This is a genomic window from Nocardioides alcanivorans, assembly GCF_021555175.1.
GTDB classification, from domain to species: Bacteria; Actinomycetota; Actinomycetes; order Propionibacteriales; family Nocardioidaceae; genus Nocardioides; species Nocardioides alcanivorans.
Window position 1 is genome coordinate 159,926 of record NZ_JAKGRW010000012.1, and the last position, 22,327, is coordinate 182,252.

Genomic DNA, 22,327 nt, shown 5'->3' on the forward strand with positions numbered 1-22,327 from the left:
TCAGTGGTTCTCTGCGGTGGGCATCCGGTCGCCGAAGGTGATGGCGAAGGCGTTGAGCGCTGGCTTCCAGCGCATGGTCCATCGTGTCTGACCTGTGCCTTTGGGGTCCAGCGCTCTGGTGACCAGGTAGAGACACTTCAACGCGGCCTGCTCGGTCGGGAAGTGGCCCCGCACGGTGACCGCACGGCGGTAGCGAGCGTTCAACGACTCGATCGCGTTGGTGGAGCACAGCACGGTGCGGATCTCGGCGTCATAGTCGAGGAACGGTACGAACTGCTCCCACGCGTTGCGCCACAGCTGTCCGATGGCGGGATACGGCTTGCCCCACTTCTCTTCGAACTCTTCGAACGCCGCCCAGGCCGCATCGCGCGAGGGGGCTCTGTAGATCGGCTTGAGATCGACTGCGATCTGGCCCCAGTACTTCTTCGAGGCATAGCGGAACGTGTTGCGGATCAGGTGGATGATGCAGGTCTGCACCACGGCTTGGGCGAACACTGCGCCGACTGAGTCGGGCAGCCCCTTGAGGCCGTCGCACACGACCAAGAACACGTCGTTGACACCACGGTTCTTGATCTCGGTAAGCACCTGCAACCAGAACTTCGCGCTCTCTCCACCGCCCGTGCCGGCCCACAGTCCGAGGACGTCTTTGTGGCCAGTCAGATCGACTCCGATCGCGGCGTAGAAGGGCCGGTTGGCGACCTGACCGTCGCGCACTTTGACGTAGATCGCATCGATGAACACCGCGGCGTAGACCTTCTCCAGCGGTCGGGCCATCCATTCAGCCATCTCGGTCAGCACCCGATCGGTGATCCTCGAGATGGTGTCCTTCGACAACGACGCGCCGTAGATCTCCTCGAAGTGCGCCGACACCTCACCGGTGGTGAGCCCTTTGGCGACCAGGGACAACACGATCGTGTCGACCCCGCCCAGACGACGCTGGCGTTTCTTCACGATCATCGAGTCGAAGGTGGCAGCCCGGTCGCGGGGTACCTCAATCTGGACCGGGCCCACATTGCCGGTGAGCACGGTCTTGGTGCGGACGCCGTTGCGGGAGTTGCCGCTACCACGACCGCTCACCTCGTGCTTGTCGTAGCCGAGGTGCTCGGTCATCTCCTCGTCCAACGCGGTCTCGATGACCGTCTTGGTCAACGCTTTCAACATCCCGTCCGGACCGGTCATCGAGACCCCACGCACACGCGCTGAACGCACCAACTCCCGGGCGATGGCCAACTCTTCGGCCGACGGCTCAGCCGGATCCAGATCGGCTGCGACGGGCTTGTCGTTCACCCCCTTCACCGCGGCCACAGCCAGAGACCGCTCGGTGAGATCCTCAGCGCTTGGTGAGCTCATACCCGCCAGTGTCTCGGTCACCAGTGACTCCTCTCCGCCAATCAACCAGTCGGCGTGTCGAGCCACTTACACCGTTCGTCGGACAGTCCCCGCGTTGGGTCGACTCGATCGGTCGGGTCCTGCGTGAGCAGCGCCGGGCACTCGCCGCGCGCACCTATCGATCCCTGGAAGCAGCGCGAACGAGCCGTCGCTGCCCGCGCGGTCAGCGACGCGATGGTGGGCGACAAGGTCCGGGAGCTGGCCTGGATCGTGGAGGACGCCATCCCGCCGCCGAAGGAACGTCGAAACGGAAGATCATCCGCTGCTTGACGCCCTACCTCTCCCGTAAGCTCTCCAGCTCGTGCCGGCACCGGACGCTGCTGCCGACCCCGGCGACGGTGCTGAGAAGATTGGCGTTCCCTCAATTACCAGGAGTCCGTCGCGAAAGTCTCCTCGGGCGACACATCGATCCTCCTACCGGAGACCCGGTCTCAGGCATCGATCCGGAGAAGCCCGAGGACTCGGCATCCAAGTGGCCTATTCGAAAAGGAGGACCGGCTTGATCACTTCGCCAGACTCCATGTCTTTAATCGCCTGGTCAATGCTCTCGAACGGATAGGTCCGCACCAGCTTCTCAATCGGGAGATCACCCGCCGCACGCATCTCCAGCAGCTTTCCGATCGTGACGGACGGCCGGGCACCTCCGAAAGGTGCACCCAAGACAGTTCGACCGCTCACGATGTCGACCCAATCAAGTTCAATCTTGGTCCCGAAGGGGGAGTCCCGAGCAGGATACAGCTGCCGCGACCGCTGAGGGCCTCGACGGCCTGGGGTCCTGCGGCAACTGCACCACTGGCTTCGACCGAGAAGTCCGCGCCGCCATCGGTGATCAACCGAACGGCCGTCACGGCATCCTCGGATACGGCATTGATCACGTGCGTCGCACCCAACTCGCGAGCAGTGGCAAGCCGACTATCGACCGTGTCGACGACGACGATCGTGTGACAGCCGACATGTCGAGCAGCCATCACGGCGCTCAAGCCGACCGTGCCAGCGCCGAACACGACGATCGATTCGGCAGAGGTCGGTCGGAGGACGTTGAGAACCGCCCCAGCACCAGTCTGCACGCCACAAGCCATAGGTGCAGCAACCTCCCATGGCACGTCCGCCGGCAACAGAGCGAGGTTCCACTCGCGGACCAACGCATGCGTTGCCCATGAGGACTGCCCGAGGAAGGAACCAGAGATCGTCCGGCCCTGACCATCGCTCATCGTGGGCGTTCCGTCGGCCCGGAGGCCTTTCAGGGCTAGCTCGGTCGTGAAAGGACACGCTGTCACTCGGTCGGCGCGACACGCATCGCACTCACCACAGAATGCTTGGCTCATGACGACCCGGTCGCCGACCGCCGCCGCTGATACCTCGGAGCCAACACGTCGGACGATTCCGACGCCCTCATGCCCGAGAACACCTGGCAAGGAGAAGGGGTAGTGACCGTCTCGACCAGACAGGTCTGAGTGGCAGATCCCCGCGGCCTTCACCTCTACGATCAACTCGTGAGGCTGCGGCTCCTCTAACTGGAGCCGCGTGAAGTCCATCTCATGGTGCGGCGCCCGAGCGACCGCGGCAAGCATTTCGTGCATCGTTCCATTCTCCTTGGCGTAGCCCTGCCTCGAACCAGTTCCGGGAGAGGTCAGGGGTGAGGAAAGATCGATTTCAGGGACTGGTACTCGGCGAGGCCCTCAGGGCCCATCTCCCGGCCGAAGCCACTGCTCCGCACACCGCCAATTGGAGCGCGCTGATCTGGCGCATAACTGTTGATACCCACGGTGCCCGTGCGGATCCTGCGCGCAATCTCGATCCCGCGCTGCTCATCTCCTGTCCACACGGTGCCGCCCAACCCGTACTCGGTGTCGTTCGCAATCGCGATTGCGTCCTCCACGTCGCGGTAGGGGATCACGCACAGCACTGGACCGAAGATCTCCTCCCGGGCAGCTTCGGCGCTATTGTCAAGATCGGCGAGGACCGTCGGTTCGACGAACCAACCCTGCTCCCGTCCCGCGGGCCGGCCTCCCCAGTGGTCACTCGCGCGCCCTGCCGCAGACCGCGCTGAAGGAAACCCTCGACACGATCACGGTGCCCTGCCGTCGCCATCGGGCCGATCTCCGTGTCGTGGTCCAATGACGACCCTACGAGCTGCGAGGCGACAATGTCGGTGACGGCGTCCAGGAACTCTGACGCTCGACTCTTCGGGACGAGAATCCGAGTACTAAGCCAACAGGTCTGTCCGTTGTTAAACATTGTTGCGCCCAAGAACTCCGCGCGGTGGGTGAGGAGGTCGGCGTCGTCGAGGACGATGCCAGCGGACTTGCCTCCAAGCTCCAGTGAGACGGGCCGCAACAACTCACCGCAGCGCTGGGCGACCTGCCTTCCACCACGGGTCGACCCGGTGAACGTCACTTTGTCGACTCCGGGATGCTCGACCAAGTAGGCGCCGAGTTCACGGTCCCCCGGCAGAATGTTGAGGACTCCCGGAGGCAACTCCGCTTCCGCGACACATTCGGCGAGCACAAAGGAGTCCAACACCGTCTCAGGCGACGGTTTGAGTACGGTCGTGCAACCCGCGGCCATCAGCGGCGCGAGCTTCATGAAGGCGAGGCCAATCGGAAAGTTCCACGGCACGATGGAGGCAACGACGCCCACCGGCTCGGACCGAACGATCAGGTCGCGTCCATCGCCATCTCGCAACTCCTCGACATCCTGCGCCCTGATCATGCTTGCGTAGTAGCGCAGTAGGCTCGGGCCGGTGGTTGCTTCGGCCGCAAGGCTCTGCGAGATCGGCATCCCATTCTGCGCGCTGACAAGCGTAGCGAGCTCCTCCCCGCGGACCTCCAGGATGTCCGCGAGGCGTTCCATCGCCGCTGCGCGCGCCGAAGTTGGCCAAGACGACCAACCGCGGGGGTCCTCGAAGGCATCTTGCGCAGCCGCGACTGCGGCATCGACGTCCGCGCGGCCTGGTGCAACACAGGACCCTAGCAACTGACTGTCGTTCGGAGAGACAGCTTGGATCCGACCCTCCGGATCCAGCGGTTTCTGCCACTGCCCACCGTAGAAGAACTGGTCGTGATCAGTCATCTGTGCACTCTCTTGCAGAAGGAACGGTGGTCTGAGTCATCTTGCGCTTTCCTCAGTACACTGATTAAACACCCGCAATGTAACTACGCTCACAAACGATGTCAACCCGTGCCACTGCCCCTCCGTAATGTGACAAACCTGCCATGGCTTCAGAGCGGACCGTGGGTCATACGCGCCACGGACGATGCAAACATCGCGATCGACGCCTCAGACAACGACGAAGTTTCTCAGGGGTCGAGGTCGACATGCCCGTGGCAGGGGATAGGCAAGACAGCACGACCGAGGCAACATCGCTGCCACATGCAGCATGCGTCTCGCAGTCGGCGCATCAATCGCCGTCACCTTCGATGCGATCGCGGCGCGCGCCCAATGTGGAGCACCCATCGGCAAGCTGAAGTCGCGGGTGCTCGCGCACGAGCGCGGTGATCGCCTCTGCAGTCTCTCGGACACGCCACAGGCGCGCCGACTCGTGAGGGACCACGAGCCAGTAGCAACGCCGAGCATGAAGCGATTGCCCCAGCACCTCGGTCAGCTCCGGATCCTCTCCGCCGATGTAGGTCGGGAGCGGGACGATGCCCAGTCCAGCTCGCGCCGCCGCATGGTGTCCAGCGATGTTGTTGGTCTGGACCCGGGCCCGCGCCCTAGGGACCAAAGTCTCAAGGATGCGCAATGGCTCGACGTCCAAGACCGAGTCGATGTACCAGACCAGATCATGATGTTCCCGGAGCTCCCGTAGTTCCTGTGGACAACCGTGACGTCGAAGATACTCGTGCGAGGCATAGAACTTGAGGTCGTAGTATGCGAGTCGGCTGACGATGGCGGATCGTGGGCCCGGACGTTCCAAGGTCACGGCGAGATCGAAGTCCCGCGCGGTCACCAAACCCCGCGAGCTGCCAGTCAAGATTTCGAGTTCCAAGCGCGGGTGAGCTCGTAACAGCGGCGCCAGGCCCGGTATCAGCAGGTAGGCGCCGAACCCGTCCATGGTCAGGACCCTGGCCGTTCCGGAGAGCTCACCGCTTGACGAGGAGAGGCTCTCGCGGGCGCGTGCTGCCTCCGAGTCGATCGCCTCCGCGTGGGGAAGTAGGGCCCTGCCGGACTCCGTGAGACTCCAGCTTCGGGCCCCGCGGTCGAACAGCCGCACGCCGAGTTCCTTCTCCAGGCGCGCTATCCGACGCGAAACTGTCGTCTCGTCAACCCTGAGTCGGGCCGCAGCACCCCGCAGTGTGCCGGTGCGGGCCGTCTCCAAGAGGGAACTCAGGTTTCCAATGTCCATCGCCCTATCCTGCATCACTGCAGTACTTTCTGCGCAGAAGCACATTGACTCCCGCAACTATGCAGCCGAGTCTGGACTCGTGAACTTCGATCTGCGTATCCCACCACTGCTTCGCATCGGCGCCGGAAGTATCGAGAGCATCGGTGAAGTGACAGCGACCCTCGGCTCTCGACGCCCCCTCATCGTCACCGACAACTACTTGGCTTCCAACGGCACGGCACAGCGAGCAGCTGAGCTCCTGATCGCCGGCGGTGCCCAACCTGAGATCTACGACGGGACTATCCCGGACCCCACGACGGACTCGCTCGCCGACGGTTTGACTGCACTCAGGCGGCACGACGCCGACAGCATCGTAGCTCTCGGTGGCGGCAGTCCGATAGACACGGCCAAGGCTCTCGCCGTGCTGGCTGTTCGCGGAGGCAGCATGAGCGACCTGAAGGCCCCGTACCGCTACGACGGGGCCACCCTGCCGGTGATCGCTATTCCGACGACCGCTGGCACCGGGTCGGAGAGCACGATGTTCACGATCATCACCGATAGCGCGTCCGGCGAGAAGATGCTGTGTGCCGGGCCTTCCTATATGCCGTCGGCGGCCGTAGTCGACTATGAGCTGACCGTATCCATGCCCGCGCGCCTGACTGCCGATACCGGAATCGATGCACTGACGCATGCTGTCGAGGCCTACGTGAGCCGCAAGGCGAATCCCGTGTCGGACACTTTCGCACTGGCGGCGATCGATCGCATCGGAAAGCATCTGCGAAAGGCCTACGCCGACGGCGCCGACGTGACCGCGCGCGCCGAGATGATGGTCGCCGCCACCATGGCTGGCGTCGCCTTCTCAAACGCCAGCGTGGCGCTCGTTCACGGAATGAGCCGCCCGTTGGGCGCGCACTTCCACATCGCCCACGGGATGGCCAACGCAATGCTCTTCGCGGAGGTCACGGCCTTCTCGCTGTCTGCGGCCGAAGGCCGGTACGCCGACTGCTCGCGGACACTAGGCGTCGCAGACGCCGACGACTCAAACGCGGACGCTGCCGAAGCGTTAGTGCGCGAGCTGCGGCGACTCTCCACCGATCTCGAGGTCCCGACACCCGCAGGACGCGGCATCGATCGCGCCGACTGGGACGCGGCCGTGCCGACGATGGCTCAGCAGGCGATCGCCTCGGGATCACCAGCGAACAACCCCCGGATCCCCTCGGCCGAAGAGATCGAAGGGATCTTCCAGCGGATCTATGCCTGACCGCTTCCCCACCCATCCGGACCACCTGAGGAGAAATCCCATGACCGCCTCATCCCTACCGATCGTTCCCCATTGGATCGATGGCGCGAAACACCCGCAAAGCGGCGGGCGCACCGCTCCCGTGTACGACCCCGCCCGAGGCATCCAGACCAAGTCCGTCGCGCTGGCGGGAGCCTCCGAGATCGAGGCGGCCGTGGCCAGCGCGAAGGCGGCCTTCCCGGCTTGGAGCGGGCTGTCTCTGGCCCGGCGACAGACCGTGTTGTTCGCATTCCGCGAGCTGCTGGAGAGCCGCAAGCACGAGTTGGCCGAGATCATCACCGCGGAGCACGGCAAGGTGCTCGACGACGCCCTCGGCGAGATCAGCCGGGGCCAGGAGGTCGTGGAGTTCGCCACGAGCCTCGCCCACCACCTCAAGGGGGAGTTTTCGGAAGAGGTCTCGTCGGGGGTTGACGTCTACTCGATCAAACAGCCGTTGGGAGTCGTAGCCATCATCTCGCCCTTCAACTTTCCTGCGATGGTGCCGTCTTGGTTCTTCCCCATCGCTATCGCCGCGGGTAACACCGTGATCCTGAAGCCATCCGAGAAGGACCCGTCTGCCGCTCTGTGGATAGCCCGCCTCTGGCAGGAGGCAGGTCTCCCCGACGGCGTCTTCACCGTCCTGAACGGCGACAAGGAGGCTGTGGACGGTCTGCTGACTCACCCCGATGTGCGAGCCGTCAGCTTCGTCGGCTCCACCCCGATCGCCCGGTACGTCTATGAGACCGGAACCGCTCACGGCAAGCGGGTCCAAGCTCTCGGCGGCGCGAAGAACCACATGCTGGTGCTCCCGGATGCGGATCTCGACCTCGCGGCCGACTCCGCGATCAACGCCGGGTTCGGCTCGGCCGGTGAGCGCTGTATGGCGATCTCCGTCGTCGTCGCGGTCGATCCAGTGGGCGACGAACTGGTCGCTCGGATCCGCGATCGGGTCGCGGGAATCCGCACCGGCGACGGCCGCCGAGGCTGCGACATGGGACCGCTGGTCACTGCCGAGCATCGCGACAAGGTCGCCTCCTACATCGACGTAGCCATCGCGGACGGCGCCACGGTGGTGACGGATGGTCGTCGGATCAAGCCCGACGGCGAGCCGGGCGGCTTCTGGCTGGGGCCCACCCTGATCGACCACGTCCCCACCACCTCACGGGTCTACACCGAGGAGATCTTCGGTCCGGTGCTCTCGGTGGTTCGAGTGCCATCGTACGAAGCCGCGATGGAGCTGATCGATCACGGCGCCTACGGCAACGGGGCTGCGATCTTCACCACTGACGGTGGCGCAGCCCGGCGATTCCAGCGCGAGGTCCAGGCCGGAATGATCGGCATCAACGTGCCCATCCCGGTACCGGTCGCGACCTTCAGCTTCGGTGGTTGGAAGGATTCCCTCTTCGGCGACGTCAAGGCACATGGTCCAGAGGGTGTCCGCTTCTTCACCCAGGTCAAGACCGTCACCTCCCGCTGGCACGACCCTGCCCAGGGCGGAATCAACCTGGGCTTCCCACAGAACTGAGGAGCAGAGATGACGCAGGTGTCGACGACGTCGGTGGAAGAGCCTGTGATCCTGGAGCGCCGCGGGGTGCTCGGCATCATGGTGCTGAACAGGCCGCGGGCACTCAACGCATTGACCACCACGATGGTCGAGATCATGACCGAAGCTCTCACAGCCTGGGCTTCCGACCCGGGGATCGAGACCGTCGCGGTGCTGGGCGCCGGCGACCGCGGACTCTGCGCCGGAGGGGATGTCTCGGTCTTCTACGAGGATGCCATGAACGGCACGGCACACTCAGAGACCTTCTGGCGCAAGGAGTATGGGCTCAACGCGCTGATCGCCTCTTACCCGAAGCCGTACGTCGCGCTGATGGACGGGATCACGCTGGGCGGGGGTCGGGGTCTCGGCTCATGGTTCGCACCGGGTGGTGACCGAGCGCACCCGGCTGGGGATGCCCGAGGTGGGCATCGGCTTCCTACCCGACGTGGGCGGGACTTGGCTGCTATCCAGAGACCCAGGTGAGCTCGGAACGTATCTCGCACTCACGGGCCGGCACGTCGGCGCCAGCGACGTCATCGAGGTTGGCCTCGCCGATCATTGCGTCGCCGCGGACCGGCTCCCGCAATTGTTGGATCTGCTGGAGACGACTCCGCCCGATCAGGCTCTCGCCGACTTGTGCGAGATCTCGCCACCGGGGACGCTCAGCGCGATGCGAGCCGAGATCGATGCTGACTTCGCCCACGACGATCCGGCGCAGATCGTCGCTGCTCTTCAACACCGCGGTGACGAATGGGCCACGTCGACCCTCGCGGCACTCGCCCACAAGTCCCCGTCCTCTCTGGTCCTCACGCTCCGCGCCCTTCGCATGGCTCGGGACATGTACTCGCTCGAACAAGCCCTGCGGCAGGAGTTCCGAGCAGCGGTACGGCTCCTCCGCACCCATGATCTCCGCGAAGGGATTCGCGCCCAGGTCATCGACAAGGACCGCCGACCAAGCTGGATGCCGGCGACACTCGACGAGGTGGAGCCTGCAGCCACCGAGGCGATCCTTGCTCCCCTGGATCACGAGCTGTCGTTCGGGTGACGGCCGTCCGCACCGGACCAGTGTGCCCAGCGCACTCTGGTGCGGTGTGGCGGAAGTTGTTGCGAGGGTCGCGCGTGAGGGTCGCATACGACGGTGACACGGGAGGCCCCGCGCGGCCCTAGTAGATGGTCGTTGTCGCCCTGCGGCCCTGCGGCCGGGAGGGCCCCCGGCCCGCAGCAGCTGGCTTCCGGCCCGGTGGCCCACCAGCTCCTCGGCGAGAGCCGCCACTTCCAAGGCCGCGGCGAGGTCGATCCCGGTGGCGACACCACTCCCCTCGAGGAGATAGACAAGCTCTTCGGTGGCGATATTTCCGCTGGCACCGGGGGCGAAGGGACACCCTCCGAGTCCGCCCGCCGCGGAGTCGAGCATCGTCACCCCAACAGACACCGCCGCCCAGGCACTGGCGATCCCTGAGCCCCTGGTGTTGTGGAAGTGAACGCCCAGCGGGACCTCAGGCGTGACGCTGCGGACCGACTCGACCAATGCGGCCACACGGCCGGGCACCGTGGTGCCGATGGTGTCGCCGAGGCACAGCTGGTCGGCGCCAGCGTCCACGGCCCGAGCGCAGATCTCAGTGGTTGAACGAAGCGGCGTAGGACCGTCGAACGGGCAGTCCCACGCAGTGGCCACGATGACCTCGAGGGTGCCACCGGCCTCGTGCACCAGCGTCGCGATCGCCGGGATTGCCTCCAAAGCGTCGGCGGTGGAACGGCGGGCATTGGCTCGACTGTGCCCCTCGCCGGCCGAGATGACGTACTCCAGGCTGGTGATTCCCGACGACAGCGCCCGCTCGACACCTCGCAGGTTGGCCACCAGCGCCGAAAACTCGATCTCCGGATACATCTCGGCCAGGCCGCGGACGTGGGTCGCCACCTGATCGGCATCTGCCAGCGCGGGCACCGCCGAGGGGAGACGAACGCGGTGGCCTCGATCCGTCGAACCCCGGTTCGCACGATGGCGTCGAGGAACCGGATCTTCTGGTCGATGTCGATCGGTTCCTCGATCTGAAGGCCGTCACGAGGACCGACCTCTCGGATGTTCACCCTGCTTGGCAACGTCGCGTTGCTCACACTGTCCACCTTCCAACAACAAGTCGCTCTTGATCATTCAGCGTACGGACGATACTGCCGTTATGCTGCCGTCATCAGACTGCAACCAATCAGGCAGGTATCCAGATGGCGAGAACGAGACCCAATGAGGTCGACTTCGAATTCAACGACATGGTCGGGTACATGATCCGCGTGTCGCAGCAGGTGCATTATTCTTTGTGGAGCGCCTCAGATCAGGTCAGCAGCCTGACCTCACCCCAGTTCGCTGTGCTCCATGCATTGTCGCGTGAGGAGCCCCTGGACCAGACCGAACTCGGCGAGCGGTCCTCGCTCGACCGTTCGACTCTGGCGAACATCGTCACTAGGCTAGCTGACCGTGGTTTCGTGGCGCGTACACGAGACAAGGACGACGCTCGCCGCAATCTGATCGTGATGACACCTGAGGGTCGCCGTGCTCACCGCATCGCGACCCAGGGCGCATACAAGATCAATGAGGAGCTGCTGGGATCGCTCACCGAGGAGGATCGTGCTGCCCTGCTGCGGATACTGGGGATCTTGATCAGAGAGCACCGCGATCCGTCCGCATAGGATGTGAGCGGGGAAGGCATCGCGCGCCCCGCGACCCCTTCGGCCTCTAGGCGAGCCGGAAGGGGTCACGGGGCTCCGGATGGGTGTCCACCCAGACCGTCTTCTCCTCGGTGTATTCACGCATGACCTCGATGCCATTCTCTTGGCCTAGGCCGCTGGCCTTTAGACCGCCGAAGGGGGCGGCATAGGAGACCCGGCGGTAGCAGTTGACCCACACCGTGCCCGCCCGAACAGCGTTGACCATCCGTTGCGTCCTGCCGAGATTCGTGGTCCAGACAGCCGCCGCCAAGCCATACGGCGTGTCGTTCGCCATCTCGATCGCCTGCTCCTCAGTCGAGAACGGGATAAGCCCTGTGACGGGCCCGAAGATCTCCTCCCTCGCCAGCTCCATCGACATGTTCACATCGGCGAACACGGTCGGTGCCACGTGGAATCCCTTCTCGCTCGGTGCCGTGTCTGGTCGCCCACCGCCGGTCACGAGCCGCGCCCCCTGGACTTGAGCGGTACTGATCCGGCCCAGCACCGCTTCGTACTGGCGGCTCCAGGTGAGAGCACCCATCTCGGAGTTCCAATCGAACGGGTCGCCGATGCGGATGGCCTCGACCCGTCTCACGAGTCTGGCCAGTACCTCGTCGTAGACCGACCGGTGCACCAGCACCCGAGAGCCGGCCGTACACATCTGACCACCTGCCGCGAAGGCGCCCGACAAGATGCCGTTCACGGCCAGATCCAGGTCCGCGTCATCGAAGATGATATTGGGGGACTTCCCACCGAGCTCCAACGACACGCGAGTGAGATTGTCGGCTGCAGAGCGCATCACGCTCCGCCCTGTCGCGGTCGATCCGGTGAACGCGATCTTGTCGACTCCCGGATGCGCGGCAAGCGCCGCGCCCGCCTCTCGCTGTCCGGACACGACGTTCACCACACCCGCGGGAACTCCCGCACGTTCAACCACCCTGGCGAACTCCAGCGTTGACACCGGCGCCACTTCGGAGGGCTTGATCACGACCACGTTCCCTGCCGCCAATGCAGGAGCGAGCTTCCACAGCATCAACAGGATCGGCGAGTTCCACGGTGTGATCGCCGCGACAACTCCGACGGGACCCGGCACCGTGTAGGCGAAAGTCTCGGGCATCGGTACCGGGATCGTGCTGCCCCGATGGCTCTCGGCGAGCCCGGCGAAGTAGTAGCACCAGCCGCTGAAGGCACGGGCGAGACCGATGGTCTCCCTGACGACCTTGCCGGTGTCCAGGAGCTCATGCACAGCCAGTCGCTCGATGACCTCGGGCTTGGCGAGCTCATCGCCGAGCCGACGCAACACCGCTGCGCGCTCCGCCGCGCTCGCCTGTCCCCACCCTCCGTCGAAGGCCCTCCGCGCGGCGCGCACCGCTGCGTCGACATCGGCCGCGTCGGCCTCCGCGACCTCAGCCCAGGGTTCACCCGTGGTCGGGTTGGTAGAGGTGAAGGTGCGGCCCGATCGTGACTCGACCCACCTCCCTCCGATGAAGAGACCGTAGCGAGCGACCCCGTCGTAGGGATTGCTCAATACCGGCTGCTCCGCGGGGTCGCTCATTCGGTTCCCTTCGTCTGGGCTGGAGACGATCCTGATGCTGATCGACAGATGTCGTCGACGAGACCGTCACTGTCTGCGATCTCGGCCAGGATCGCCTGGTTGTGCTCACCGAGCAGCGGCACCTCGCCAATCGGAGCGGTCGGGTCTGCTACGGGCGTGCGTGGCAGAGGAACTCCGGATGGAGTGGTGGCCCACAGTCCCATTGCCTCGAGTTGAGCGTCGCCGATCAATGAGCCGATCGATCGGACCGCTGACGCTGGAACCGTGGCCCCCATCAGGCGTTCGACCACCACGTCGGCCGGCACCTGAGAAATACAGGCCTCGATCTCAGCGATCAGCTCGAGACGATTCCGATTGCGCGACGCGTTGTCGGCGAATCGAGGATCCTCGATCAACCGCTCGGCCCCCAGGGCCACCGCTGCCCGTCGCCACATCGGATCGCTGTTGACCCCGATCATGACCATTCCATCCGCCGCTCGAATGGCCTGGTAGGGCGCGAAGTTGTGCTGTGCGGTGCCCAACCGCTTCGGCTCCACGCCGGCCAGACGCGCCGACAGCAGATGATGCATCATGTAGCCGATTGCCGTGCCCAGCAGTGTCATCTGCACCCGCTGACCTCGTCCGTCACGTTCGCGCTGGAGCAACGCTGCGACGACCCCCAGAGCAGCCCAGGTACCGGTGCCGACGTCCACCACCGCTCCACCCACCCGGGCAGGCTCGCCATCGGGATAGCCGGTGAGCTCCATCAAGCCGGAGTAGGCCTGGATGACGGCATCGAATCCGGCCACACCAGCCAGCGGACCGACATCGCCGAAGGCATTGACACTGCAATAGACGAGACGTTCGTTGATCGCCGAGAGATCCTCCCAGCCCAGTCCCAGCGTCGCCGCCTTGCCGGGCCGCATGCTCTCGACGAAGACGTCGGCCTCGGCCACCAGTCGGTGGATCGTACGACGACCCTCGGCGGTCTTGGCGTCGATCACGATCGACTCCTTGCCGCGGTTGAACGCGGAGAAAACCGTCGAAACGCCCGTCTCATCCCGCGGCGTCCACTCTCGCGAGATGTCGCCGCCCGGCGGCTCGACCTTGATCACTCTGGCGCCGAGGTCGGCGAGCATCAAGGTGGCCGACGGCCCGGCGATGTTCACCGTCAGATCTACGACGGTGACTCCCTTGAGCGGGGCGAGACCGTCGAGGGCCGTATCCATCATGCCCCGTCTTCCCGCAGTCGATCGAACCGTCCCGGTGAACGAGTACCGATGGCGTCTGCCGGCCACTGGCGCGGCGGCCACTTCACCGAACCCCCGGACCCGGTCGCCGGGTAATCATGGGCCCGACTGATCGGTACGTCGATGACATACACCGTCCCTGACGCGACGCCGCGCGCAACGGCCGCATCCAGCTCGCCGGCATCCTCCACCCGCTCACCCTCAGCACCGTAGGCACGTGCGAGGGCGGCGAAGTCCGGGTTGTTGAGCTCGGTCCACGCGGACTGGCCGTAGAGGTGGTTCATGAAGCTGCGATTGGCGCCGAGGCTGGAGTCGTTGAACACGACCACAGTGACCGGGATGTTCTCGCGCAACGCGAGGGCGATCTCGTTGTACGAGTAGCCGAAGCCACCGTCGCCGACACCAACGACGACATTGGACTCAGGACTGGCTAGCTTGGCTCCCAACGCCATCGGCAGCCCCGCCCCGAGCACGCCCGCGCCGAAGGTGGTCACGAGCCGACGGGAGCGCTCGGTGGTGGTGCCCTGGAACACCCACGCGAGGTTATTGCCGGTGTCCGTGGCGATGATGTCTTCGGGGCGCAGCGCCGATTCGATCGCCGACGCAACCCGCCAAGGGCTGATCGGGCTCTCGTCTGATTGGCTCCGCTCCCGGACCGTCGCCTGCCACTCCTTCTTCATCTGCGCCGCTCGCTGGTGGTGCGGTCGGTCCTGGTAGGGAAGCTCCCTGAAGTCCGCATCGCCACGCGTGGCCTCGATGAGCTGCCTCAAGACCGTCCGGGCGTCGCCGATCATGCCGATCTCGGGGAAGTAGAAGTTGCCCAGCTGGGCAGCGTCGGTGTCGACATGGATCAGTCGGCCCGGAAGGGGCGCGGTGTAGGACTGGCTGTAGCCCCATTCCGAGAGTCTGGTTCCGATCGCCAGCACCACGTCCGCTTCGGCCATCCAGTCGTTGGCACAGCGGGTCCCGATCGGGCCGTTGGAACCCAGGGAGAGCGGGTGCGACTCTGGCAAGATGCCCTGCGCGGTGTGCGAGGTCGTCACCGGCAGGCCGATCAACTCAGCGAGCTCACGAACCTCATCGTCTGCGCCGGAGGTGACCGCGCCGCCGCCGACCAGCAGCACAGGTCGCTCGGCGTTGACCAGCAGGCTGATCGCAGCTCGGATCTGTTCGGGGTCCGCACCGGCACGGTACGTCGGCGAGGGGAATCCGGTGGGGATCTCCATCTCAGCGACGTCGACCGTGAGGTCGAACGGAATGTCCACGAACGTGGGTCCCGCCGGTGCGCCGTGAGCCCGCTGGAACGCTCGGTTGATCAGCTCCGGTATCCGGTCCGGACGCTCCGCCCTGGTCGCCCAGCGGGTGACTGGAGCCAGCGAGTCGACGTTCGGCATCTCCTGCATCGCCTCACGCGTCTGGAACGCGCCATCGGTGTTGAAGCCGAGATGCACCGAGGGGATCCTCGAGTACAAGCCCTCATAGAGAGCCATGGGGATCATGAGCGTGCCGCAGGTGTGCCACAAGCCGGCGGCGGCGCCCCGGCCCTTGACGAAGTTGTACCCGTTGATCAGGTGCGCCCCACCCAACTCAGTCGTTGGGTTGATGGTCCGCATTCCCTTGCGCCCGCGTGTGGCGTCGGCCAGTTCTTGCGTGGTGTGCCCGATGTAGCCGACCAGCAGATCAGTTCCGCAGGCCTCAAGGGTGTCCAGGATCGCGTCCGCTCCTCGTATGAGAGCCATCAGTCCTTCTCCTCTGCGTGATATCCAGCGGGTGCGGCCAGGATGGCGTCACCTCTGCGCACTGGAATGTGGGGTCGAGATCTCCTCTCGACCGGGGATGTAGAAGTGCTCAGCGACCTTGATAGGCAGGCGGGCGGCGCTCGGAGAACGCGGCGATGCCCTCGGCGGCGTCATCGGTGAACTTGAGCATCCGGAGCATGGTCTCCTCGAGGCGCAGGCCCGACGTCCGGTCCATGTCACGGGCGCGGATCGCCAGCTCCTTGCACGCCTGGACCGCGAGGGGCGGGAGCTCGGCGAGCCGCCGCGCGTAGCCCAGGGCCGTCTCCAGCAACTCCTCGGCAGGCACCACCTTGTTGATAAGGCCCCATCGCAGCGCCGTCTCGGCGTCGATGGGCTCACCCAGGAGCAGCATCTCCATGGCGATCGGGTGCGGAAGCTGTTCGAGAAGTCGCTGTGTGCCTCCGTTCGCAGGAAGGAGTCCGCGTTTGACCTCACTGAGAGCGAACGTCGCATGCGAGGCCGCCACTCGCAGATCGGTCGCCAGGAGGAGGGTCACGCCGCCACCCATGCAATACCCGTTGACCGCGGCGATCACAGGCTTGTGCACCTCCAGGCCCTTGTTCAGCAACTGGCCCTTCTGGGTGTTCCAGAACTCTGAGAGGTCTCCGGGCGAGCCCACGAACGACTTGAGGTCGGCTCCCGCCGTGAACGACTTCTCACCGGCGCCAGTGATGACGGCGGCACGGATGTCTCCGTCATCGCGAACACGGATCCACGCCTCCGAGAGGGCCTGGTAGGTCGCGCCGTCCATCGCGTTCATCCGCTCGGGCCGGTTGATGGTGATCGTCGCTACGCCCTGGTCTAGCTCGAAATCCAATGACATGAGTCGCGTCCTTACTAGTTCTCGTCGTTGTCGGCGGCCATCGACCGGGCCGCGATCCGTTCAGCCATTGCGATGAGCGGACCGTCGACCATGCGTCCCTCGAAGCTGCTCACGCCGGCTCCATCGAGCGCGACCGTGGCGAGGAGTCGCGCTGCCCAACCCTCCTGGACCTCCGTGGGCCGATAGGCCGCTCGGATCTCCGGGACCTGTGCCGGATGAATCGCGACCTTCGCAGCAAAGCCCATGGCCACGGCATCCGCAGACTCCGCGCGCAGTCCATCGAGATCCTCGATGGCGTGGTAGACGCCATCCCAGGCCTGTACTCCAGCAGCACCCGCGGCAAGAAGGATCCGGCTGCGCGCATATGTCACGTGCGGTAGATAGCCGCCATCGGCTCGACGACTGCTCCACCCGCCGAGGTCGGCGGTGAGGTCCTCGCCACCCCACATCAGGGCGACGCAGTTCTCGACTGCGGCGATGGAATCGGCTGCCTGTACTCCGCGGGCCGTCTCGCAGAGCGCGATGATCCGCCACGGCGCCAGCTCCTCGACGTCGCCGGCCGCCTCGGTCTTGGGAAGCATCAGGAACCGGAGAGCCGAGTCAGCCAGCATCTCTAGGTCGGCTAGACCCTCCTCGGTGCTCGGTGGGTTGATCCGCACCACCGTTCGCTCGGGTGGGAGCAGGTGGATGACGTCTCGGAGCATCTCCCGCGCCGCCTGCTTGCGCTCGGGAGCGACAGCGTCCTCCAGGTCGACGATGAGGACATCGGCACGACTCAGCGCCTTGTCGTACCTGTCCGGCCGATCGGCAGGGCAGAAGAGCACGGCCGGGCACGGCGGGGGCGACACGGTCGCACCTGTCGCCGACACCGGCCCCGATCGCGCGATACCCATCGCTCAGCCCTGCTCGACCTTCGTCGGGCACGGCACTGCGCCCTCGGTGCTCACGGAAACGCGGAGACTCCCACCCAGACCATCGATCGTGACCTCGATCGAGTCCCCGTCCTCGACCGGGCCGACCCCGGCAGGCGTACCCGAGGTGATGACGTCCCCGGGTTCCAGTGTCGTGATCGACGAGGCGTAGCTGACCAGGTCGGCGATACCCCAGATCAGCCTTGCGGTGGAGGAGTCCTGTCGGACGGTCTCGTTGACCCGGCAGGAGAAGGTCAGACTCTCCACTCCGGGGAGCTCGTCCAACGTCACGATCCAGGGCCCCATCGGGGTGAAGGTCTCGAACGACTTGCGAGTGGATCGATCCTCACCGCCGCGCATGGTCATGTCCAGGAGTGCGGTGACGCCGAAGACGTGGTCGAGCGCATCGGACTTGCTGACATGTCGAGCACGTCGACCGATCACGACGGCGACCTCGCCCTCCTGATCGAACCGCCGATCGAGGTAGGGGAGCTGCACTTGCCCGCCGTGCCCGATGACCGACGTGGGCGCCTTGAGGAAGAGGCCGAGGCCAGAGACCTGAACAGCCTCGTCCATCTCGAGCTGGTGATCGCGGTAGTTCACCGGGGCCGCGAAGATCTTGCCGGGGTCCGGTACCGGAGCCATCAGAGTGACGTCGCTGAGCGCGGTCGGGTCGAGAAGGTGGGGGTTCTGCTCGCCTTCGCTCCAGGCATGGATGAATCGCCGCATCGCGCTCGACTGGCCAGGCGCAGCTGGAGGGAACTGGGAGACCTCGCGGACTTGTCCTGCTGCGACGAGTCCGACTCGGCCATCATTGAAACTGGCTACACGCACGGCTGGCTACTCCTTCGAGCTCGGGAGAACGGTGGGGGTGTTCGGCTGCTCCGCTGGTCTGGGCGTTCACAGCGCCTCCTCGCGATAGAGGTTCAATGCCTTCATCACCGGTGTGTTGGAGTAGGCGAAGATGACCGCGTCCTCATCACGGGAGGCGTTGCGGTGTTGGTATGACGACCATCCCGGGATCACGAAGACGTCGTTGGGGTGCCAGTCGAGCGTGACGTCGCCCACCTGCGTCGTGCCGTGTCCTCGGACCACGTGGCAGATCACGCTGGGTGTGTAGCGACGTGGACGACCGACGAACCCCGGCCGGAGCCGCTGGACCTGACATCCGATCGTCGGCAGAACCGGCCCGCCGTTGAGTGGATTGGTGTATTCCAGCGCGACACCATCGTGTTCGCAGCCGTCTACATCGTCACCGATCGCCGCGAGCGCGCGCTCGGTCTCGGCCCACGGATAGTTGCCGATCGGCGTGTTGGGTGAGTCGCGATGCAACCACGTCGGGTTGAGCCGCCCGTGAATGTACTGACGCGTGGACGCGTCATCAGCGACGGTTGATTCCTGGAACTCATCGGGATGCCGCTCATAGAATCCAGCTTCGAGGAGATTGACAAGCGGATAATCGAGGCCGTCGAGCCACATCATCGGCTCATCCGCTGGATGGAAGTGGTCGTGCCATTGGAAGCCGGCTGTCATGAGGAGGTCGCCGGGTCGCATATGCACCCGCTCACCATCAACGGTGGTGTAGACGCCCGAGCCTTCGATGACGAATCGGAAGGCATTCGAAGTGTGCCGATGCGCGGGCGCCTGCTCACCGGGGAGCAGGATCTGGATACCGGCATAGAGCGTGTTGACTGTCGCCGGCGGTTCCTGCAAGCCAGGGTTCACCAACATCAACACCCGCCGTTGAGCATCTTCGATAGGTAGGTGCTCGGCGAAGTACATCGCGTACTTACGCAGCGATTCGTAGTGCCACACCGTCGGAACCGCGACCGACTTCGGCTCGGGCCGGAACAGATCCCCGAGGTATCTCCACAGCGGCGCAGCACCCTCCGCCGCTAGGCCTCGGTAAGCATCTTCATTGTTCGTGATCATCGTCATCTAATGGATCCCTGGTCGCTGTTCGCTGTTCGGCAGGACAGATCTGAGGACATAGCGCAAGGCGCCTAAGACATCGGCAACAGGAGCCGGACCACGTAGGTGGCGACGCGTTTCCCTTTATCGGTGTCTGGCCGATCTCCCCGCCAACGGCGACGAAGTCGGGCGCTTCCGGGCCATGCCGCGGCCAGTCGCGCTATTTCGTCAGTACACGGAGTATTCTAAGGTGGACAACCTGCAACGTCAATGCGCAAAGCCGAGGAACCCATGACCTTCGAACAATCCGACCAGCCCTCCGCCCAGGCGACGGAGGTCCGGACCGGCCCGCTCTCTTCCCTGCGAGTCCTGGAGCTCGGCTCTGTCGTCGCGGGTCCTTTCGCCGGTCGGCTTCTTGCCGATTACGGCGCTGACGTCATCAAGATCGAGGCCCCTGATCGCCCCGATCCGCTACGTGACTGGGGACAGGAGTCTTATCACGGCCACCGCCTCTGGTGGACTGTTCACGCGCGCAACAAGCGTTGCATCACCCTTGATCTCCGTTCGGGCCGGGGCCAGGACATGTTCTTGGATCTCGTGTCCGTCGCCGACGTAGTAATCGAGAACTTCCGTCCGGGCACGCTGGAGCGATGGAATCTCGGTTGGGAGCGTCTCTCCTCGGTGCGCCCCGGCCTAGTTCTCGCTCGGCTGTCGGGCTACGGTCAAACTGGCCCCCACGCGTCCCGGCCTGGTTATGCCTCGGCCGCTGAAGCCGTGGGAGGCCTGCGAGCCATCAACGGCTACCCGGGGAAGCCCCTCCGCGGATGGCCATCTCGTTGGGAGACTCGCTCGGCGGCCTATTCGCCACGCAAGGCATTCTGGCCGCCCTCCTGCACCGTGACCGCACTGGCGAGGGGCAGGTCGTCGATATCGCTTTGACCGAGGCGTGTCTGGCCCTGACCGAGTCAATGATCCCCGAGTACGACAAGGTGGGACGCATACGTCGGCCAGGCGGCAGCCGTCTTGACGGCATCGCCCCGTCCAACCTTTTCCGGACCGCCGACGAACGCTGGGTCATCGTGGCCGCCAACCAAGACACCGTCTTCGGCAGGCTCTGCAACGCGATGGATCGGCCTGACCTAGCGACGGATCCACGGTTCATCGACCATCAGGCACGGGGTCAGAATCAGGACCAAATTGAGGAAATCATCGCGGCCTGGGTGTACGAAAAGACCGCGGCCGAGGTGACCGCGATCCTCCACGAGGCAAGTGTTGTAGTCGGTGGAATCTCTGATGCCGCCGACATCATCAAAGACCCCCAGTTCGCTGCCCGAGGAGCACTGGTCTCTCACTACGACCAACGGTTCGACGAAGCGGTGCTCGGTCCGGGCATTGTGCCTCTCTTCTCCGCGTCACCCGGTTCAGTGCGATGGGCCGGACCACCTGAGCCTGGCAGCCATAACGTTGACGTCTATCGGGACCTGCTCAGCCTGGAGGAGTCCGATCTCACTCAACTCTCTGCAGACGGCATCATCTGAGGGTTCGCCAAAGGACACACGCAACTTTCTCAAGGTAGTCCCGCTAGGCCACGCCTTTTACACTGCCAACACGACTGGCTCAGCATCCGAGAAGAGTGCGCTCCATCAGTGATCGATCCGACACCGGAATCAGAACGTGGGTGTGCGACATTAGGCTGGACGCGTCCAACTCCACTCTGCAACGGAGCAATCTCCCCCTCGCAGCGAGCCCGGCGGGGGCGCGTGCTGTCGGTCGTAAACATCATGCCCGCACTGGCCCGGCTCAGGCATCGGAACAAAGTCGTCACAGTCCGCAACGTTCGCACTCGTCCTGGCCCTACTGCGCATAGGGCATGAAGTTGGATCTTGTTGGCCGATGCATGACAGCTTCAGCGTGCGCGGCCGAGCACTGCATGCCAAGCCGGGCGCAAGGTTTCAGGCTGGGTCGGCTTGGGCAACATCGGGCATCAATGCCTCCTGAAGCGGGAACGGTTCCTAGACAGCTCCACTCCACACCCGGGAGGCCTTCGCCCATCTGCGGGTCAAACGGAGTGTCGTCACAGCGCGGGACCGATCTGCTCGGGCATGACAACTAGTTGTAGTTGCTCATGACGTTGGTGACACCCGCCGGAAGGCGTGAGGCCGGGGCTGGTTGCCGGCGGCGCTGTGGGGTCGATGGTAGTTGTAGTGCAGGTTCAAGGTGGCGATCGCGTCGCGGCGGTCGCGGGCCTGGTCTGAGTTGATGCCGTGGATGCGCCACCCGCCGCCCTCAGGGATGCGGCCGACCTTCTTCACATCGATGTGGATCATGTGCCCGGGCCACCACGCCTTGATGGTGCCGGGCTTGCGCAATGGTTCGCCGTCGAGGTCGAGGTGGTCGAGTCGGTGCAGGCCGAGCTTGTGGAGCCAGCGGGTCACGGTCGCGACCGAGATGGTGATGTCGCGGACCGCGAGCTCGCGCACGATCCGGCGTGCTGACCACTTGTTCTTCCGCATCACCGCGATCTGCTCGACTACCGCCGTCGGGGTCTGGGTCGGGCGATGAGCAGGTGCACTCGAGCGGTCGTCAAGGCCGGCTTCGCCGTGCTCGCGGTAGCGGGCCACCCACTTGCCCAGACGCTGGCAGGAGGCGCCTGCTTCGGCGGGGATGTGCGCGATCGGGCGGTGGCGGCAGCGCAGCACCAACCGCAAACGGCCTTCAGGGGTCAGCGGGGCATTACGGTGGGTCCCAGGGCAGGTCCTTGGTATCGGCGACGGTTGTCTTGGTCGATTTCCATCTTTGCCGCCGGGGACCTGCCCCTCCCTCACGACCTACAGCCCGGTGACACCAACCTCATGAGCAACTAC

Annotated in this window: 18 protein-coding genes and 3 pseudogenes; 6 read left to right on the forward strand and 15 right to left on the reverse strand. The window is 64.9% G+C overall.

Annotated elements, in window-relative coordinates; all coding sequences use genetic code 11:
- Positions 1 to 1,305, reverse strand: coding sequence for an IS256 family transposase (locus L1066_RS07015; protein WP_376707659.1), 1,305 nt, complete (start codon positions 1,303 to 1,305; stop codon positions 1 to 3).
- 168 nt (positions 1,306 to 1,473) lie between these two features.
- Here L1066_RS07015 and L1066_RS07020 point away from each other — a divergent pair, with 168 nt between their 5' ends.
- Positions 1,474 to 1,659 (forward strand): hypothetical protein, encoded by a 186-nt coding sequence (locus L1066_RS07020; RefSeq protein WP_235735635.1) that lies wholly within the window; start codon positions 1,474 to 1,476, stop codon positions 1,657 to 1,659.
- A 207-nt stretch (positions 1,660 to 1,866) separates the two neighbouring features.
- Here L1066_RS07020 and L1066_RS07025 read toward each other — a convergent pair whose 3' ends face one another.
- The 5 genes and pseudogenes from L1066_RS07025 to L1066_RS07045 all read right to left on the reverse strand — a co-directional run bounded on the left by L1066_RS07025 (position 1,867) and on the right by L1066_RS07045 (position 5,779).
- Complete coding sequence (locus L1066_RS07025) at positions 1,867 to 2,067, reverse strand: hypothetical protein (protein ID WP_235735637.1); 201 nt, start codon at positions 2,065 to 2,067, stop codon at positions 1,867 to 1,869.
- On the reverse strand, positions 2,064 to 2,969 hold the full coding sequence (locus tag L1066_RS07030) for an alcohol dehydrogenase catalytic domain-containing protein (protein WP_235735638.1): 906 nt from the start codon (positions 2,967 to 2,969) through the stop codon (positions 2,064 to 2,066). Before L1066_RS07030 ends, L1066_RS07025 begins: the two co-directional genes overlap by 4 nt.
- Before the next feature lie 50 nt (positions 2,970 to 3,019).
- A pseudogene (locus L1066_RS07035) lies at positions 3,020 to 3,310 on the reverse strand (aldehyde dehydrogenase family protein); the annotation flags it as partial.
- The gene (locus L1066_RS07040; protein ID WP_235735639.1) at positions 3,283 to 4,461 is read right to left on the reverse strand and encodes an aldehyde dehydrogenase family protein; all 1,179 of its coding nucleotides are present in this window, start codon (positions 4,459 to 4,461) and stop codon (positions 3,283 to 3,285) included. The pseudogene L1066_RS07035 and the gene L1066_RS07040, both read right to left, overlap by 28 nt.
- A 328-nt stretch (positions 4,462 to 4,789) precedes the next feature.
- A complete protein-coding gene (locus tag L1066_RS07045; RefSeq protein WP_312007216.1) occupies positions 4,790 to 5,779 on the reverse strand; it encodes a LysR family transcriptional regulator in 990 nt (329 codons plus the stop codon).
- 34 nt (positions 5,780 to 5,813) lie between these two features.
- Between L1066_RS07045 and L1066_RS07050 the strand changes: the two genes are divergently transcribed.
- The 3 genes from L1066_RS07050 to L1066_RS07060 are packed head-to-tail and all read left to right on the forward strand — an operon-like array spanning position 5,814 to position 9,018.
- On the forward strand, positions 5,814 to 6,974 hold the full coding sequence (locus L1066_RS07050; RefSeq protein WP_235735642.1) for an iron-containing alcohol dehydrogenase: 1,161 nt from the start codon (positions 5,814 to 5,816) through the stop codon (positions 6,972 to 6,974).
- 40 nt (positions 6,975 to 7,014) lie between these two features.
- Complete coding sequence (locus L1066_RS07055; protein WP_235735644.1) at positions 7,015 to 8,517, forward strand: CoA-acylating methylmalonate-semialdehyde dehydrogenase; 1,503 nt, start codon at positions 7,015 to 7,017, stop codon at positions 8,515 to 8,517.
- 9 nt (positions 8,518 to 8,526) lie between these two features.
- Positions 8,527 to 9,018 carry an enoyl-CoA hydratase/isomerase family protein gene (locus L1066_RS07060; RefSeq protein WP_235735646.1) on the forward strand — a complete coding sequence of 164 codons (492 nt, stop codon included), beginning with the start codon at positions 8,527 to 8,529 and terminating at the stop codon, positions 9,016 to 9,018.
- Here the strand turns inward: L1066_RS07060 and L1066_RS07065 are convergent.
- On the reverse strand, positions 8,999 to 10,480 hold the full coding sequence (locus L1066_RS07065) for a hydroxymethylglutaryl-CoA lyase-like TIM-barrel protein (RefSeq protein ID WP_235735648.1): 1,482 nt from the start codon (positions 10,478 to 10,480) through the stop codon (positions 8,999 to 9,001). The genes L1066_RS07060 and L1066_RS07065 overlap by 20 nt on opposite strands.
- Positions 10,481 to 10,812: 332 nt before the next feature.
- On the opposite strand from L1066_RS07065, the gene L1066_RS07070 reads away from it, so the two are divergent.
- A complete protein-coding gene (locus tag L1066_RS07070) occupies positions 10,813 to 11,217 on the forward strand; it encodes a MarR family winged helix-turn-helix transcriptional regulator (RefSeq protein WP_235735649.1) in 405 nt (134 codons plus the stop codon).
- A 46-nt stretch (positions 11,218 to 11,263) separates the two neighbouring features.
- Here L1066_RS07070 and L1066_RS07075 read toward each other — a convergent pair whose 3' ends face one another.
- The 7 genes from L1066_RS07075 to L1066_RS07105 form a co-directional block, all read right to left on the reverse strand.
- Positions 11,264 to 12,790 carry an aldehyde dehydrogenase gene (locus tag L1066_RS07075; protein ID WP_235735650.1) on the reverse strand — a complete coding sequence of 509 codons (1,527 nt, stop codon included), beginning with the start codon at positions 12,788 to 12,790 and terminating at the stop codon, positions 11,264 to 11,266.
- A complete protein-coding gene (locus L1066_RS07080) occupies positions 12,787 to 14,001 on the reverse strand; it encodes a CaiB/BaiF CoA transferase family protein (protein WP_235735651.1) in 1,215 nt (404 codons plus the stop codon). The genes L1066_RS07075 and L1066_RS07080 overlap by 4 nt, the downstream gene beginning before the upstream one ends.
- Entirely contained in the window at positions 13,998 to 15,758 is a 1,761-nt protein-coding gene (locus tag L1066_RS07085) for a thiamine pyrophosphate-binding protein (RefSeq protein WP_235735652.1), read from the reverse strand. The genes L1066_RS07080 and L1066_RS07085 overlap by 4 nt, the downstream gene beginning before the upstream one ends.
- A gap of 109 nt (positions 15,759 to 15,867) precedes the next feature.
- Positions 15,868 to 16,635, reverse strand: coding sequence for an enoyl-CoA hydratase/isomerase family protein (locus L1066_RS07090; RefSeq protein ID WP_235735653.1), 768 nt, complete (start codon positions 16,633 to 16,635; stop codon positions 15,868 to 15,870).
- A gap of 20 nt (positions 16,636 to 16,655) precedes the next feature.
- Positions 16,656 to 17,489 (reverse strand): HpcH/HpaI aldolase/citrate lyase family protein, encoded by an 834-nt coding sequence (locus L1066_RS07095; protein WP_235735655.1) that lies wholly within the window; start codon positions 17,487 to 17,489, stop codon positions 16,656 to 16,658.
- Between the two features lie 48 nt (positions 17,490 to 17,537).
- Complete coding sequence (locus L1066_RS07100) at positions 17,538 to 18,281, reverse strand: fumarylacetoacetate hydrolase family protein (protein WP_235735656.1); 744 nt, start codon at positions 18,279 to 18,281, stop codon at positions 17,538 to 17,540.
- 171 nt (positions 18,282 to 18,452) lie between these two features.
- On the reverse strand, positions 18,453 to 19,490 hold the full coding sequence (locus tag L1066_RS07105) for a cupin domain-containing protein (RefSeq protein ID WP_235735658.1): 1,038 nt from the start codon (positions 19,488 to 19,490) through the stop codon (positions 18,453 to 18,455).
- 264 nt (positions 19,491 to 19,754) lie between these two features.
- On the opposite strand from L1066_RS07105, the pseudogene L1066_RS07110 reads away from it, so the two are divergent.
- Positions 19,755 to 21,001 (forward strand): annotated as a pseudogene (locus L1066_RS07110) (CaiB/BaiF CoA transferase family protein).
- Positions 21,002 to 21,572: 571 nt separating this feature from the next.
- Here the strand turns inward: L1066_RS07110 and L1066_RS07115 are convergent.
- Positions 21,573 to 22,228: pseudogene (locus L1066_RS07115) on the reverse strand (helix-turn-helix domain-containing protein).
- Positions 22,229 to 22,327 lie beyond the last annotated feature (99 nt).